This is a genomic window from Nocardioides sp. InS609-2 (genome assembly GCF_023208195.1).
In the GTDB taxonomy this organism is placed as follows: domain Bacteria; phylum Actinomycetota; class Actinomycetes; order Propionibacteriales; family Nocardioidaceae; genus Nocardioides.
In genome coordinates this window covers 1444695-1458886 of sequence record NZ_CP060034.1, presented here as the reverse complement: position 1 = coordinate 1458886, position 14192 = coordinate 1444695, and the positions used below count along the sequence as shown (strand labels likewise).

Genomic DNA, 14192 nt, shown 5'->3' with positions numbered 1-14192 from the left:
GACAAGGCGACGTGATACCCGGTCAGCCGGGTAACGCGACAGCGACCTCAGCGCCGCCCGAGCGACTGCGCGGCCTGCAAGGCCCGGTGCGGCACGAGCCGGGTCAGCGCAGCGACGAGCTTGTACTGCGCGCCCGGCACCGAGAGCGTGCGGCCCAAGTCGTAGTCGGCGAGCGCCCGGGTCACCACGAAGTCGGCGTCGAGCCACATGAAGTCGGGCGCCGAGCCGCGGGCGACGTCCATCCGCTCGTGGAACTCCGTGCGGGTGAACCCCGGGCAGAGCGTCATCACGCGCAGGTCGTCGGTGGCGTACTCCGCCGCCGCCCACTCGCCGAAGCTGTTGACCCACGACTTCGCCGCGCCGTAGGTGCCACGGGGGAGGTACGCCGCAACGCTCGACACGTTGATCAGGCCTCCGTGGCCACGGGCGGACATAGCGCCGAGTGCAGCGTGACTGAGCCGCATCACCGCGATGATGAGCACGTCGAGCATGGCCTGCTCGGTGGCCACGTCGTTGTCGAGGAACCGCTCCTTGAGCCCGAAGCCGGCGTTGTTGACCAGCAGGTCGACCGGCTGGTCCATGTCGGCAAGTCGGGCCTCGATCCTGGCCAGCTGGTCGCGGTCGCCCAGGTCGGCCGGGAGCACCTCGACGTCCACGTCGTACGTCGTACGCAGCTCGTCGGCGACCCCCGCGAGCCGGGCCTCGTCGCGGGCGACGAGCACCAGGTCGTGGCCGCGGCGGGCCAGGTGGTGGGCGAAACGGAGGCCGAGGCCGGCGGTGGGGCCGGTGATCATCGCAGTCGACATGCTGCCAGCCAACTGTGTCGTCGCCATTGCGGCAAGCCGGTCCGGCATGATGGGCACCGATGACCACGACACTTGCGATCGCCAACCAGAAGGGCGGCGTCGCCAAGACGACCTCCGTCGCTTCGATCGGCGCCGCGCTGGCCGAGCTCGGGCACTCCGTGCTGCTCGTCGACCTCGATCCGCAGGCCTGCCTGACGTTCTCGCTGGGCATCGACCCAGAGGACCTCGACGTCTCCGTGCACCACGTGCTGACGAAGGCTCTCGACCCGGCCGAGGTCATCATCGAGACCGACGACGGCGTCGACCTGCTGCCGGCCACCATCGAGCTGGCGCGCGCCGAGATGGACCTGCTCACCCGCACCGGCCGCGAGCACGTCATCAAGGGCGCGCTCGACCAGCTGGACGACGGCTACGACTGGATCCTGCTCGACTGCCCGCCGTCCCTAGGCGTGCTGACCGTAGCGGCGCTGACTGCTGCCGACGGCGTGCTCATCCCGTTGCAGTGCGAGACCCTGTCGCACCGCGGCGTCGGCCAGCTGCTCGACACCGTGCACGACGTACGCCGCTTCACCAACCGCGGCCTCGAGGTGTGGGGCGTCCTGCCCACGTTGTACGACGGCCGCACCAACCACGCGCGCACCGTGCTCGAGACGATCTCCGACACCTACGACCTCGACGTCATCGAGCCGCCGATCCCCAAGACGATCAAGTTCGCCGAGGCGCCGGCCGCGGGTCGTTCGATCCTGTCGACCAGCCGCAGCAGCAAGGGTGCGACCGCCTATCGGGAGGTTGCGGCCAATCTGGTCACCCGTTCGCAGCGACCGAAGAAGAAGGCCGTGTCGAAGAAGAAGGCAGCCTCCCGCAAGGGCGCGGCGCAGTGACACGACACCGCCTGGAGCACGTCCGGCCGAGGTACGGCCGGATGTTTCTCGCGGTTGCGTCGATGTCCGTGACGTCGGTGGCCGTGCTGGGCGGAGTGGGCGTGCTGCCGACAGCGCAGGCCGACGAACGTCGTACTCCTGAAGCGACGTTGTCGACCGCCGAGCTCGAGCCCACCCCGACGGCGACGCCGACACCCACAGCGACCCCGTCGGTCGAAACCACGCCGACGGCGCCGGTGGTCGACGAGGCACTGCCCGCCGACTCGGGTGAGGGCCGCCGGGTCGTCTTCAGCGAGGGTCTCCAGCGAGTGTGGATCGTCGGTCCGGCCGACCGGGTCCGCAGCACCTACCTGGTCTCCGGGAGCCTGGTCGACAACCTCCACCCGGGCAGCTACGAGGTCTACTCGCGGTCGCGCTGGGCCGTCGGAGTCGACGACTCCGGGGTGATGGAGTACTTCGTGCGTTTCACCCAGGGTGAGAACGCCGCGATCGGCTTCCACTCGATCCCCACGAAGAACGGCACACCGCTCCAGTCGAGTGCCGACCTGGGTACGCCGCAGTCCCATGGATGCATCCGACAGGCCGAGCAGGACGCCGTACGCATGTGGGACTTCGCGCAGGTCGGGACGAAGGTCGTCGTCACCGCCTGACGTGGCTGGTGATGACGGGCCGGCGCTTGCGCGGGCGGCGGCTTGCCGCCGCCCCGACCTGCTACGCGCGCGGGCCCCCAGTCACGACTCGACGGATCCTCAGTTGGCTGCGGGAGCCTCGGTCTTGGTGCCCGAGCCGCCACCACCGCGACGACGGCGACGACGGTTGCGGGGGGCGTCGGTGCCTTCGCCCTCGGCAGGCTTCTCGCTGGCAGCCGGGCCCGCGGGAGCCTGCTCACCCTCGACGGGACGGCCGCTGCGCGTGCGGCTACGGCTACGGTCGCGGTTGCGCGGGGCCCGCTCGGTGCGTTCGCGGTCGGGACGGTCGGCACGGGGTGCGCGTTCGACGGGCTCCGGGTCCTTGATGCGACCCTTCGTGCCGGGCGCGATGCCCTGGTCGTGGTAGAGGTGCTCGGAGGTGGAGTAGGTCTCCTGCGGCTCGTCGAACGGCAGGTCGAGGGTCTTGTTGATGACCTTCCAGCGCGTCAGGTCGGCCCAGTCGACGAACGTGATCGCGGTGCCGGTGGCGCCCGCGCGACCGGTGCGGCCGATGCGGTGCACGTAGGTCTTGTCGTCCTCAGGGCAGGTGTAGTTGACGACGTGCGAGACGCCGCGCACGTCGATGCCGCGGGCGGCGACGTCGGTGCAGACGAGTACGTCGAGCTTGTCCTCGCGGAAGCGTGTCAGTGCCTTCTCGCGCGCGACCTGGGCCATGTCGCCGTGCAGGGCGCTGGAGCGGAAGCCGCGCTCGCCGAGGTCGTCGGCAACGCGCTGGGCCTGACGCTTGGTGCGGGTGAACACGATGATCTTGCTGGCGTCCTCGGCCTGCAGGACGCGGCCGATGATCTCGGGCTTGTCGAGGTCGTGGGCGAGGTAGATGAACTGCGCGGTGGCCGGCACCATCGTGGTGTCGTACGACGACTCGGCGCGGATGTTCATCGGGTGGCGCATGTGCGTGCGGGCCAGCGCCACGATCGCGGCGGGCATGGTGGCCGAGAACAGCATCGTCTGGCGAGTCTCGGGGGTCTTCTTCAGCAGCCTCTCGACGTCGGGCAGGAAGCCCAGGTCGAGCATCTCGTCGGCCTCGTCGAGCACGAGCGCGTGCACGTGGGAGAGGTCGAGGGCGCCACGGTTCATCAGGTCGATCAGGCGGCCGGGCGTGCCGACGACGATGTCGACGCCTTCCTGGAGCGCGTCGAGCTGGGCGTCGTAGCCGACGCCGCCGTAGACGGTGAGCACGCGCATGCCGCGGTCGACGGTGGCGAGGGTCATGTCGGAGGAGACCTGGAGGGCCAGCTCGCGGGTGGGGGCCACGATGAGCGCCTGCGGCTTGCCCTGCGGGATCTCGGAGTAGTCGGGGTCCTTCGGCGCGATCGAGCGCTGGATCACGGGGATGCCAAAGGCCAGCGTCTTGCCGGTGCCCGTGCGGGCCTGGCCGATCAGGTCGGTGCCGAGCAGGGCGACCGAGAGGGTCATCTCCTGGATGGCGAACGGAGTGGTGATGCCGCCGCGCTCGAGCGCGTCGCAGATCTCGGGATGGACCCCGAGCTCACGGAAGGTGGTCACGGTATGTCGCTTTCGTCTGGATTCCACAGCAGATGCGGCGGACCAGTCGAGAAGTCTCAAGACGATGGTGAATCCACCGCGCACATGCTCGGCGGGGGCTCCCGCCGGAAGTCAATCGGACCTCAGTCTATCGGTAGGGTCAGCGCATGACGGAATCCCTGCCCGTGGCCCTGCAGGACGACGACTACCGCGAGGCCGTGGTCGACCTGCTCGGTGCGATCGCCTACGGCGAGCTCTCGGCGTTCGAACGGCTTGCCGAGGACGCCAAGCTGGCGCCCTCGCTGGAGGACAAGGTCGAGATCAGCGCGATGGCCGCCGCGGAGTTCGGTCACCTCAACGCACTGCGGGCCCGGCTCACCGACCTCGGTGCCGACCCGTACGCCGCGATGCGGCCGTTCCGGCGCGCGATCGACGACTTCCACAAGCACACGGCGCCGGCTGACTGGTACGAGGGACTCATCAAGGCATACGTCGGAGACGGCCTCGCCGCAGACTTCTACCGCGAGATCGCGGCGTACCTCGATCCCGACACCCGCGACCTGGTCATCGACTCGCTCGCCGACACCGGTCACTCGGCGTTCGTGGTCGACCGGGTGCGCAGCGCCATTGCGGCCAACCCGCGCCTCGGCGGCCGGCTCGCCCTGTGGGGCCGGCGGTTGATGGGGGAGGCGCTGACGCAGGGGCAGCGGGTGGCCGCCGAGCGCGACGCACTCAGCGCGCTGCTGGCCGGCGGTGTCGACCGGCCCGGCCTCGACCTGGCTGCGATCGGCCGGATGTTCAGCAGGCTCACCGAGCGGCATGCGGAGCGAATGGCCGAGCTCGGGCTCGACTCCTGATCCAGCAGCGCGGGACGCAGACGTGGACGAGGGTCCCGCACCGGTCGGTGCGGGACCCTCGTCTCGTCGTACGGGTGGTGTCAGATCCTGCTGCGGGTCCGACCGGTCACCATCGAGGCGATGATGACGAGCACCATGGCGGTCAGGACGGTGACGATGCCCTGCACCCAGTCCAGGCCCTCGCTGCCGTTGCCGTTGAAGGCGCGGTAGATGACGTCACCGAGCAGCATGCCGCCGATGCCACAGATCAGCACCAGCCACAACGGGATGTTGTCCTTGTCGCCCGGCGCGAGGAACTTCCCGAGCAGACCGACGATGGCTCCGACAATCAGGTAGAACAAGATGGTCGTGATGTCCACAGCTACCAACCCTTCCGTGCCACGTAGTGACTCAGCGGTGTCGATCTGGTCGACGTAGGACCATCATCGTCGTTCGCGCGCGTCGCGACAATCACCGCTGGCGGTGGACCTGCGCCGTGTCGGTCAGCGGAAACCGACGGTGCCGGGGGAGCCGGTGCCGATCTCGACGTACGCGATGTTGTTCGCGGGTACGACGATGCGTCGACCCTTGCTGTCGGTGAGTGCGAGCACGCCGTCACCGGCCACGGCCGCTTCGAGCTGCTTCTCGACGTCTTCGGCGGTGGCGTCGGTTTCGACGACGAGTTCGCGGGGGGCGTGCAGTACGCCGATCTTGACCTCCACGGTCAGGGCTCCTTCTGTTGCGGGCATCAGTGGTCGTCGGTGAGCGGGTAGCCGCGGATGCCACGCCAGGCCAGACCCGCCACGAGTGCGGCGGCGTCGTTCTGGGTGATGTCCCCCGAAGCTCCCGCCCCGGACAACCAGAACCGCGCGCTGACCTGAGCCATTCCCACCAGCGACACGGCGAGCAGCCGCGAGGCCTCGTCGGGCAGGCCGGTGTCGTCGTGGATGACGTCGGCGATCATCTCGGCGCAGTCGATGGTGACCCGGTCGACGAGGGCGCGCACGGCGGGCTCGTTGGTCAGGTCGGACTCGAAGACCAGCCGGAACGCGCCGGTCTCGCTCGCGACGTACGCGAAGAAGACCTCCACCGTCGCGCCGACCCGCAGCTTGTTGTCGGTGGTCGAGGCCAGCGCCTGGCGACAGTTGTCGATGATCTGGTCGCAGGAGGTGTCCAGGAGCGCGAGGTACAGCTCGAGCTTGCCCGGGAAGTGCTGGTAGAGCACCGGCTTGGAGACCCCGGCCCGCTCGGCGATGTCGTCCATCGCGGCGGCGTGGTAGCCCTGCGCGACGAAGACCTCCAGCGCGGACCCGAGTAGCTGTTCGCGGCGCTCCCGGCGCGGCATCCGGCCACCACGGGGACGGACCTCGGTGGCGTCGTGCTCGGCCACTAAGCGGCTCCTTCGGCTGGTCGTGTCTGGTGCTACGGCGCGGCGCAGGCACCGCTGTCGGTGAACCCTACCGGCACGGCAGGAGGGGCCCCGCGAACGAGCCCCCCAGGTCCGGGATCCGGTCGTGGGGCTCCGGTCGCCCGCCGGCGAGGGAGGATGGGAAGAAGCCGCTCCCGGTTGTCGTTGTCGTGGGAGCAGCCGCCCAGACGAAGGAGCAACCGTGTCCTACCCAGCGCTCGTAGAGCCCGCAGCCGAGCTCACAATCGACGAGGTACGCCGCTACAGCCGGCACCTGATCATCCCCGATGTCGGCATGACCGGGCAGAGGCGGCTCAAGAACGCGAAGGTGCTCGTCATCGGCGCGGGCGGCCTCGGCAGCCCGGCGCTGCTCTACCTGGCAGCGGCCGGCGTACACACGCTCGGCATCGCGGAGTTCGACGAGGTCGACGAGTCCAACCTGCAGCGGCAGATCATCCACGGCCAGTCCGACATCGGGAAGTCCAAGGGCCTGTCGGCCAAGGAGTCGATCGCCGAGGCGAACCCCTACGTCGAGGTGATCCTGCACGAGGAGCGCCTCGACAACGACAACGTGATGCAGGTCTTCGAGGGCTACGACCTGATCGTCGACGGCACCGACAACTTCGCGACGCGCTACCTGGTCAACGACGCGGCGTACTTCCTGAAGATCCCCTACGTGTGGGGCTCGATCTACCGCTTCGACGGCCAGGCCAGTGTCTTCGCGCCGTGGCTACGCCAAGAGAACGACGCGCTCTCCTCATCGGCCGACTCCGTCGGGCCGTGCTACCGCTGCCTCTATCCCGAGCCCCCGCCGCCCGGCATGGTCCCGAGCTGCGCCGAGGGCGGCGTGCTGGGCGTGCTGTGCGCGAGCATCGGCTCCATCCAGGTCAACGAGGCCATCAAGCTGATCACCGGCATCGGTGACCCCGCGATCGGCAAGCTCGTGATCTACGACGCCCTCGAGCTGGAGTGGCGCAAGCTCAAGGTCCGCAAGGACCCGAACTGCGCGCTGTGCGGCGAGAACCCCACCGTCACCGGCCTCATCGACTACGACGCGTTCTGTGGTGCGGTCAGTGACGAGGCGGCCGAGGCCGCCGCCGGCTCGACCATCTCCGTCGTGACGCTCGAGCACATGCTCAAGGAGCGCGAGGAGGGCACTCGCGACTTCGTGCTCGTCGACGTACGCGAGCCCAACGAGTACGAGATCAACAAGATCCCCGGCTCGGTCCTGATCCCGAAGGGCGACTTCCTCAACGGCCATGCGATAGCGCAACTCCCGCCTGTCGACTCCGGCAAGCAGGTCGTCATGCACTGCAAGTCGGGCGTGCGCTCGGCGGAGACGCTGGCGATCGTCAAGGGGGCGGGGTACGCCGACGCCGTGCACGTGGGTGGCGGGGTCGTGGCCTGGGTCAACCAGATCGACCCGAGCCAGGCCTCGTACTGAGTCTTCGGGCTGGTCGGCCCGCGCCCTCGCTGGCCCACGGTCACCCGAAAGCAGTCCCATGGGTCTACGGAGTAACCCACAGGTAACTTCGTCGTTGGACCGCTCGCAGACACCGGCGGCAGACTCAGGAGCCGCCGGGACATGACGAGAGGGAACTCATGCGTACCCATCGCACTCGCGCAATCGTCGGGGCCGTGTTCGGCGCCGGCATCCTGGCCACCATGGCCGCGGCCGCGGTCACCGGTCCGGCCAACGCAGCCACGCCCACCTGGGCGCCGGCCGCCACCGCCGAGATCCACCCCGGCGTACAGATGTACACCGAAGGTGCCCAGTGCACCGCCAACTTCGTCTTCGCCGACAGCGCCGGCAATACCTATGTCGGGTACGCCGCGCACTGCGCCGGCCTCGGCGCGGCCACCGACACCGACGGCTGCCTGGCCGAGTCGCTGCCGCTCGGCACGCGCGTCACATTCAACGAGGGCGGCTCGCTGCTCTCCGAGGGCACCCGGGTGGGCGGCGGCACGCTGGCCTACAGCTCCTGGCTGACCATGCAGCAGCGCAACGAGCAAGACGCCAACACCTGCGCCTACAACGACCTCGCGCTGGTCAAGGTCGACGCGGCTGACGTCGCCAACGTCAACCCGTCCGTGCCCTTCTGGGGCGGCCCGGTCGGCATCGACACCGACGGCACGGCTGCCGGCGACAAGCTCTACACCTACGGCAACTCCAGCCTGCGCGGCGGCATCGAGGAACTGTCCCCGCACGTCGGGGCCAGCATCGGCGACGACCCGACCACCGATGGCTGGACCCACCCGCTCTACACCGTGACCCCGGGCGTCCCGGGAGACTCCGGCTCGGGCTTCCTGAGCGCGGACGGCTCGGCCATCGGCACCCTCTCGACCCTGGGTCTGGCGCCGCTGCCGCTGTCGAACAACATCGGTGACCTGGGTCGCGAGCTCGCCTTCGCCCAAGCGAACTCTGGCATCTCCGGTCTCACCGTGGTCAACGGCACGGAGCCCTTCAGCCCGATCCTCTGACCCGCACACCATCCGGGTGCGACGCCCCGACCGCGCAAGCGAGCGGGGCGTCGCGCGTGTCGCCCACCGGGGAGTGAGGCTAGGTTGCTGCCATGCGGGGGCAGACGACTGGCGGCACGCGAGCAGGCGTGGTCGCCGTACTCGCCGTCGCGGGCCTGATGCTCGTGGCGGTCCTCGCCGTGTGGGCAGCCTCGATCGGCCGCGACGCGGTGCTCTCGGGCGACGGGCCGGAGCGCATGCAGATCGACACCCCGACGCCCACGCCCACACCGAGCACGAGCGAGGGCCCCGGCCCCCCGCCCATCAACAAGTTGCCGAGCGAACCCCCGGCCTTCTTCCGCGTCCTCGCCCTGCTGGTCGTGGCCGTCTTCTGGCTGTTGCTCGCGGTGCTCGTGTTCTTTTTCCTGCGCGGGCTGTGGCGACAGGCACGGCTCATCCGCCGTGAGGCCGAGGCCGCGCCGGTGGAGATCGACATGCTCGAGCCTGACCAGCCAGCCCGGGTGAGCGACCAGATGGAGCGCGACGCGTCGACCCAGCGCGCGCTCCTCGAGGAAGGCAGCCCACGGACCGCGATCGAGGCGTGCTGGCACCGCTTCGAGGTTCAGGCCGGCGAGGCCGGTCTAGCGCGGAAGTCTTGGGAGACGTCCTCGGAGTTCACCTACCGGATGCTCGACGTGGTGGGCGCCGACCCGCATGCCGCCTTCACCCTGGGTGAGCTCTACCGCGAGGCCCGGTTCTCCGAGCACCCGCTGGGTGAGGAAGCCCGGGCGTCCGCTCGCGCCGCGCTCGCCGCGATCCAGCTCGGCCCCCGCCTGCGCCGGGCCAGCGAGGAGCAGTCATGAAGGGCTGGCTGGGGCGCATCTCGCTGACGGCGGTGAGCTACGCCGTGCTGTACGTCGCCCTGCGGCGCTTCGACTTCGAGCCGCACGCGGTGCCGCTCCTGCTGCTTGTCATCCTCATGCTGCTCGTCTGGTGGCTGGTCAGGGACGCGCTCGACGCACCGCCGGCCGAATGGGACGTGGGCACGAGCGCACCCTTCCAGCCGCCCGGCCAAGACGTCGTACTGTCCGGATACCTGCGGCTCCTGGAGAGCCACATGGCGTCCCGCCAGCCCGAGCACGCGCTGCGCCGGCGGCTCCTCGTGCTCGGGCGCACCCGGCTGGAGACGCGACTCGGCATGCCCGCCGACGACCTCACCTCCGACAATGAGCTCGGGCCCGAGTGGGCCGCCCTGCGCCGGGACCCTGACCGCCACCTGTCCGCGGCCGAGATCGACCGACTGCTCACCCGAATCGAGGACCTGTGACCACAGAGACGACCCCGCCGATGAGTGTCGCCGACGCGGCCGGGCTGGCCGGCCGGGTGCTGACCGAGGTCGAGAAGGCCGTGGTCGGCAAGCACGACAAGCTGGCGCTGGTGCTGGCGGCCGTGCTTGCCAAGGGGCACGTCCTTCTCGAGGACTTCCCGGGGCTGGGCAAGACGCTGGCCGCCCGGTCGTTCGCGCAGGCCCTCGGACTCGACTTCGCGCGCGCCCAGTTCACTCCCGACCTGCTGCCGGCGGATCTGACCGGGTCGTTCATCTACGACCAGCGCGAGGGGCGGTTCGACTTCCGCAAGGGCCCCCTGTTCACCGGGCTGTTGCTCGCCGACGAGATCAACCGGACGCCGCCCAAGACCCAGGCCGCGCTGCTCGAGGCCATGCAGGAACGCCAGATCACCATCGAGGGCGAGACGTTCCTGCTGCCCGAGCCGTTCCACGTGATCGCCACCGCCAACCCGGTGGAGTACGAAGGCACCTACCCGCTGCCCGAGGCGCAGCTAGACCGCTTCCTGCTGCGCGTCAGCTTCGGCTATCCCGGCCCCGAGCAGGAGTACGACGTCGTGGCGCGGCGGCTGGTCCGGCGACGCGAGGAGATCGACCTGGACCAGGTGACCGACGCGACCGGCGTGCTGGCCATGCAGGCCGCGGTCGAGGAGATCGAGGTCGACGCGAGCATCGGCCGCTACTGCGTCGACCTGGTGACCGCCACCCGCCAGCATCCGGACGCCCTGACCGGCGCGTCACCCCGAGGCTCGCTGGGTCTGGTGCTGGCGGCACGCGGTTTCGCGTTGCTGCGCGGGCGTGACTACGTCATCCCCGAGGACATCAAGGCGGTCGCCCGGCCGGTGCTGTCGCACCGCATCACCGTGCGCCCCGAGCTGTGGATGACCCAGGCGTCGGGGGAGCGGATCGTCGACGCCGTTCTCTCCGACGTACCCGCACCGCCCACTCTTGGTGGCAGGCGGTCGTGACCGCCTGGCAGGCGACACCGGCCCTGGCGCGGGCCGTCGTCCTGGCCGCCGTCGGCGTGCTGGGCGCCGTCACGCTGGGTGAGCCGGTGGTCATCGTGCTGGTCAGCCCGTTCCTCGTGGTGACGCTGATGTCGGTGCTCCAGCGACCGCGGGCCGCCGCACGGGTGGATCACCGGCTGGACCACGTGAGCCTGCACGAGGGGCAGGGCACCGTGTCGCGGCTCCACATGACCGGCGCCGACGAGGTCGAGACCGTCACACGGGTCGCCCAGCGAGTGCCGTACGTCGCGATGCGGCCGACGGGCGGAGCGCTGGTCGCGCTGGCCGGCGACGACCATGACCTGAACTTGAGCCCGCGCCGGTGGGGACGCCGGCAGCTGGGCTCCGAGAACGTGGCGCTGACGAGCCGGTGGGCGGGTTTCCGGCTCGGCGTGGTCACGCTGGGCGGGCAGGAGATGTACGTGCTGCCTGCGCGGGCGCCGTACGACTCACGCGCTGAGGCGCCGGCTCCGGTCGGCCTCGTCGGCGCGCACCGGTCGCGCCGCAACGGATCGGGCACGGAGTTCTCCGGCATCCGGCCGTTCGCGTCGGGCGACCGGCTTCGACGCATCCAGTGGCGTACGTCGCTGCGCACCGGCGCACTGCACGTCGTGACCACCCGCGCCGAGGAGGACAGCGCCGTCCTGGTCGTGCTCGACGCGCTCGTCGACCTGGGTCGCTCCGACGGCATCGACGGCGAGGCGAGCAGCCTCGACCTCGGCATCCGGGCCGCCTCTGCGCTGGCCGAGCACCACGTGCGACGCGGCGACCGCGTCGGCCTGCGGGTGCTGGGTGCGCACGACGTGCGGCTCGCGCCCGCCGCCGGGCAACGGCACCTGCGGCGCCTGCAGGGGCTGCTCGCCCGCACCCACATCGAGCGCGGCCACCTGCCCGGGGGCTTCGCGCTCGGCGTGTCCGGCGGCACCGTGGTCTACGTCCTCTCCCCGATGCTCGACGACGGTGTGGTGACCGCCGTGGCGACCGCCAGCCGGCGGGGACTGCCGGTCGTCGTGGTCGACACGCTGCCGCCCGACCTACGAATGGCCGTGGTCGAGGGCACCGACGTGGCGCTGGCCGACCTCGCCTGGCGGATGCGTCGCCTCGATCGCGAAGACCTGCTGCGACACCTGGCCGCCACCGGCTGCCCGGTCGTGCCCTGGCGCGGGCCGGGCACGCTCGACGAGGTGCTGCACCGGCTTGCCCGGCGCGCCCAGCTGCCATCGGTGCGGGTCCGATGAGGAGCCGGAGTGACGGGGCCCAGCTCTGGGTGCTGCGGGCGGCGGTGACGGTCGCACCGGTCGTGGCGTTGTTGCTGGGCGGGGTGGTGGGCCCGGGTCCGGGGCTCGGGCTGGTGGTCGTGGTGGCGGTGCTCGCAGGTGGCTGGGCGGTCTTCCCCGAGTCGGCCGCCGGCGTCGTCGTACTCATCGTCGTGGTGGCGTGGTGGGCGGGTGGTCCCGAGGGTGACGCCGCCCTGCATCCGATCGTGATCGCGGTCGCAGCCTGCCTGATCCTCGCGCACGTGGCCGCCCTGCTGGCGTCGTACGGACCGTCGGAGGCCGCCCTGCGGCGCCCGCTGGTGATGCTGTGGGTACGCCGCGGGCTGGCCGTGCTGGTGCCGGTGCCGGTGCTGCTCGGGGTGGCGTGGCTGCTGCGCGGTGACGTCGATGTCGCCGGCGCGTGGACGGCCGGGCTGGTGGGCGTGATGGCCGCGACCGTGCTGTGCGCTCTCGCGGTTCGACGGCCGCGCGAGGAGGAGGTGTCGTCGTGACGCGCGTCGATCCGGAGGAGTACGCCGAGCTGGTGCTGTCGTGCGTGGAGCGCGTGCCGCGGGGGCGGGTGACGACGTACGGCTCGATCGCGGAGGCTGTCGGCGCCGTGGCCGGTGGCGGCGGACCCAGGCAGGTCGGCTCGGTGATGTCGTCGTACGGCGGTCCGGTGCCGTGGTGGCGCGTGGTGCGCGCCGACGGGTCGCTGCCGCCGAGCCACCAGGACGAGGCCCGGCAGGCGTACCTCGAGGAGGCCACCCCGCTACGGCAGTCGGGGTCGATCGACCTGGCTCGGGCCTTCTGGTCGGCGGAGCTCCCGGCCGATCTCAGTGTGGACATCCCTGTGGACAAGTCTGGGGATGAACCGGGCCTACCTGTGGACAGCGGGGTCGTGGCTGTGGACGACACGCCGGACCCGGCGAAATAGTCCAGAAAGTTCGGCAAACCCCTTGTGCGTAGAGGTTCTGAGCACATAGAACTTCTCCCACGCACTTCCTCCGGGAAGAGCGGGATGGCTCGGAGACGAGGATCCGTGCGGTAGTTCTTCCCTTCTGGGCAGGGCCGCCGAGGCGCCAGGGTGACGGGGCGTCGGGATCGGAGTCGATGGGCAGTCGACCGGAAGCGTCACCACGATCCGGTCACCAGAAGGGCCCCTGCATCTCATACATGCGGGGGCCCTTCGTCCATCCCGGGACTTCTCGGCGGTCGGGCCTGAGCACGTGTGCTGGCTCACCGCCGCGACCCGGCATGATGGGCGTCATGCTCTACGGCCTGATCCACCGCGTCGTCGCCCCGCTCTCCAAGGCGGTGTGGCGCCCCGACGTCACCGGCCTGGAGAACATCCCGCCCACCGGCGGGGTGATCCTGGCCAGCAACCACCTCAGCTTCGTCGACTCCGTGGTGATCCCCGTCGTGGTGCCGCGCAAGGTGGCGATCCTCGCGAAGAAGGACTACTTCGAGGGCACCGGCCTCAAGGGGTTCCTCACGAAGGCGTGGTTCGTGGGCATCGGCATGCTGCCGGTCGACCGCGACGACCCGCAGGCCGCGATCAACAGTCTCAACACCGCGCTGGAGGTGCTCGGCAAGGGCGAGGCGTTCGGCATCTACCCCGAGGGCACCCGCAGCCGCGACGGCCGGCTCTACCGCGGCCGCACCGGCGCCGCGCACGTCGCCCTGACCGCCGGCGTACCCATCGTGCCGGTGGCAGTCCGCGGCACAGAGAAGCTCATGCCTGTCGGGACCAACCGGCCGCGGCTGGTCAAGGTGTCCGTCACGTTCGGTGAGCCGCTCGACTTCACCGGTCGCTTCGACGGCGTACCTCTGGGCAAGGCTCGTCGCATGGTCACCGACGAGGTGATGGCCGCGATCGCTGCCCTCTCCGGGCAGGAACTCGCCGGCGTCTACAACGAGCGGGCGCCCGACGCTTAGGAGTCCCGCTCGTTGAGTTGCGCCCCTGTCCCCGTTCAGTTGCGTCTGTGTGCGGAACGG

General features: G+C 70.4%; 17 protein-coding genes. 12 read left to right on the top strand and 5 right to left on the bottom strand.

The genetic code is table 11. The features are described from left to right. Positions 1-47: 47 nt before the first annotated feature. The gene (locus H4Q84_RS07750) at positions 48-806 is read right to left on the bottom strand and encodes an SDR family oxidoreductase (protein ID WP_248582814.1); all 759 of its coding nucleotides are present in this window, start codon (positions 804-806) and stop codon (positions 48-50) included. A 59-nt stretch (positions 807-865) separates the two neighbouring features. On the opposite strand from H4Q84_RS07750, the gene H4Q84_RS07745 reads away from it, so the two are divergent. Further along, positions 866-1687 carry a ParA family protein gene (locus H4Q84_RS07745; protein ID WP_248582813.1) on the top strand — a complete coding sequence of 274 codons (822 nt, stop codon included), beginning with the start codon at positions 866-868 and terminating at the stop codon, positions 1685-1687. Further along, a complete protein-coding gene (locus H4Q84_RS07740; RefSeq protein WP_248582812.1) occupies positions 1684-2337 on the top strand; it encodes a L,D-transpeptidase in 654 nt (217 codons plus the stop codon). The genes H4Q84_RS07745 and H4Q84_RS07740 overlap by 4 nt, the downstream gene beginning before the upstream one ends. A gap of 99 nt (positions 2338-2436) precedes the next feature. Here the strand turns inward: H4Q84_RS07740 and H4Q84_RS07735 are convergent, their stop codons facing one another. Continuing rightward, entirely contained in the window at positions 2437-3903 is a 1467-nt protein-coding gene (locus tag H4Q84_RS07735; RefSeq protein WP_248582811.1) for a DEAD/DEAH box helicase, read from the bottom strand. A gap of 146 nt (positions 3904-4049) precedes the next feature. Here H4Q84_RS07735 and H4Q84_RS07730 point away from each other — a divergent pair, with 146 nt between their 5' ends. Further along, a complete protein-coding gene (locus H4Q84_RS07730) occupies positions 4050-4739 on the top strand; it encodes a ferritin-like fold-containing protein (RefSeq protein ID WP_248582810.1) in 690 nt (229 codons plus the stop codon). A gap of 80 nt (positions 4740-4819) precedes the next feature. Here the strand turns inward: H4Q84_RS07730 and H4Q84_RS07725 are convergent, their stop codons facing one another. From H4Q84_RS07725 to H4Q84_RS07715, 3 genes are all read right to left on the bottom strand, one after another. Further along, complete coding sequence (locus H4Q84_RS07725) at positions 4820-5098, bottom strand: GlsB/YeaQ/YmgE family stress response membrane protein (RefSeq protein ID WP_248582809.1); 279 nt, start codon at positions 5096-5098, stop codon at positions 4820-4822. Between the two features lie 123 nt (positions 5099-5221). Continuing rightward, positions 5222-5440, bottom strand: coding sequence for a DUF3107 domain-containing protein (locus H4Q84_RS07720; RefSeq protein WP_248583626.1), 219 nt, complete (start codon positions 5438-5440; stop codon positions 5222-5224). Between the two features lie 26 nt (positions 5441-5466). After that, positions 5467-6063: a TetR/AcrR family transcriptional regulator gene (locus H4Q84_RS07715; RefSeq protein ID WP_349238422.1), complete on the bottom strand. Its 597-nt coding sequence runs from the start codon at positions 6061-6063 to the stop codon at positions 5467-5469. Positions 6064-6328: 265 nt separating this feature from the next. Between H4Q84_RS07715 and moeZ the strand changes: the two genes are divergently transcribed. The 9 genes from moeZ to H4Q84_RS07670 all read left to right on the top strand — a co-directional run bounded on the left by moeZ (position 6329) and on the right by H4Q84_RS07670 (position 14132). Further along, positions 6329-7570, top strand: coding sequence for an adenylyltransferase/sulfurtransferase MoeZ (gene moeZ / locus H4Q84_RS07710; protein ID WP_248582807.1), 1242 nt, complete (start codon positions 6329-6331; stop codon positions 7568-7570). A gap of 158 nt (positions 7571-7728) precedes the next feature. Beyond that, positions 7729-8607, top strand: a complete 879-nt coding sequence (locus tag H4Q84_RS07705; RefSeq protein WP_248582806.1) for a hypothetical protein — start codon at positions 7729-7731, stop codon at positions 8605-8607. A 92-nt stretch (positions 8608-8699) separates the two neighbouring features. After that, positions 8700-9449 carry a DUF4129 domain-containing protein gene (locus H4Q84_RS07700; protein ID WP_248582805.1) on the top strand — a complete coding sequence of 250 codons (750 nt, stop codon included), beginning with the start codon at positions 8700-8702 and terminating at the stop codon, positions 9447-9449. After that, positions 9446-9913: a hypothetical protein gene (locus tag H4Q84_RS07695; protein ID WP_248582804.1), complete on the top strand. Its 468-nt coding sequence runs from the start codon at positions 9446-9448 to the stop codon at positions 9911-9913. Before H4Q84_RS07700 ends, H4Q84_RS07695 begins: the two co-directional genes overlap by 4 nt. Before the next feature lie 20 nt (positions 9914-9933). Further along, positions 9934-10899: a MoxR family ATPase gene (locus tag H4Q84_RS07690; RefSeq protein WP_248582803.1), complete on the top strand. Its 966-nt coding sequence runs from the start codon at positions 9934-9936 to the stop codon at positions 10897-10899. After that, positions 10896-12176 (top strand): DUF58 domain-containing protein, encoded by a 1281-nt coding sequence (locus tag H4Q84_RS07685; protein WP_248582802.1) that lies wholly within the window; start codon positions 10896-10898, stop codon positions 12174-12176. Before H4Q84_RS07690 ends, H4Q84_RS07685 begins: the two co-directional genes overlap by 4 nt. Further along, positions 12173-12706 carry a hypothetical protein gene (locus H4Q84_RS07680; RefSeq protein WP_248582801.1) on the top strand — a complete coding sequence of 178 codons (534 nt, stop codon included), beginning with the start codon at positions 12173-12175 and terminating at the stop codon, positions 12704-12706. Before H4Q84_RS07685 ends, H4Q84_RS07680 begins: the two co-directional genes overlap by 4 nt. Beyond that, on the top strand, positions 12703-13131 hold the full coding sequence (locus H4Q84_RS07675; RefSeq protein ID WP_349238411.1) for an MGMT family protein: 429 nt from the start codon (positions 12703-12705) through the stop codon (positions 13129-13131). The genes H4Q84_RS07680 and H4Q84_RS07675 overlap by 4 nt, the downstream gene beginning before the upstream one ends. A 332-nt stretch (positions 13132-13463) precedes the next feature. Continuing rightward, positions 13464-14132, top strand: a complete 669-nt coding sequence (locus tag H4Q84_RS07670) for a lysophospholipid acyltransferase family protein (RefSeq protein ID WP_248582800.1) — start codon at positions 13464-13466, stop codon at positions 14130-14132. Positions 14133-14192 lie beyond the last annotated feature (60 nt).

What these genes read in the sequence shown, in the direction of transcription:
- H4Q84_RS07750 (WP_248582814.1), bottom strand. Translation starts at nt 806, where the DNA reads ATGTCGACTGCGATGATCACCGGCCCCACCGCCGGCCTCGGCCTCCGT.
- H4Q84_RS07745 (WP_248582813.1), top strand. Translation starts at nt 866, where the DNA reads ATGACCACGACACTTGCGATCGCCAACCAGAAGGGCGGCGTCGCCAAG.
- H4Q84_RS07730 (WP_248582810.1), top strand. Translation starts at nt 4,050, where the DNA reads ATGACGGAATCCCTGCCCGTGGCCCTGCAGGACGACGACTACCGCGAG.
- H4Q84_RS07715 (WP_349238422.1), bottom strand. Translation starts at nt 6,063, where the DNA reads ATGCCGCGCCGGGAGCGCCGCGAACAGCTACTCGGGTCCGCGCTGGAG.
- H4Q84_RS07705 (WP_248582806.1), top strand. Translation starts at nt 7,729, where the DNA reads ATGCGTACCCATCGCACTCGCGCAATCGTCGGGGCCGTGTTCGGCGCC.
- H4Q84_RS07700 (WP_248582805.1), top strand. Translation starts at nt 8,700, where the DNA reads ATGCGGGGGCAGACGACTGGCGGCACGCGAGCAGGCGTGGTCGCCGTA.
- H4Q84_RS07695 (WP_248582804.1), top strand. Translation starts at nt 9,446, where the DNA reads ATGAAGGGCTGGCTGGGGCGCATCTCGCTGACGGCGGTGAGCTACGCC.
- H4Q84_RS07690 (WP_248582803.1), top strand. Translation starts at nt 9,934, where the DNA reads ATGAGTGTCGCCGACGCGGCCGGGCTGGCCGGCCGGGTGCTGACCGAG.
- H4Q84_RS07680 (WP_248582801.1), top strand. Translation starts at nt 12,173, where the DNA reads ATGAGGAGCCGGAGTGACGGGGCCCAGCTCTGGGTGCTGCGGGCGGCG.
- H4Q84_RS07670 (WP_248582800.1), top strand. Translation starts at nt 13,464, where the DNA reads ATGCTCTACGGCCTGATCCACCGCGTCGTCGCCCCGCTCTCCAAGGCG.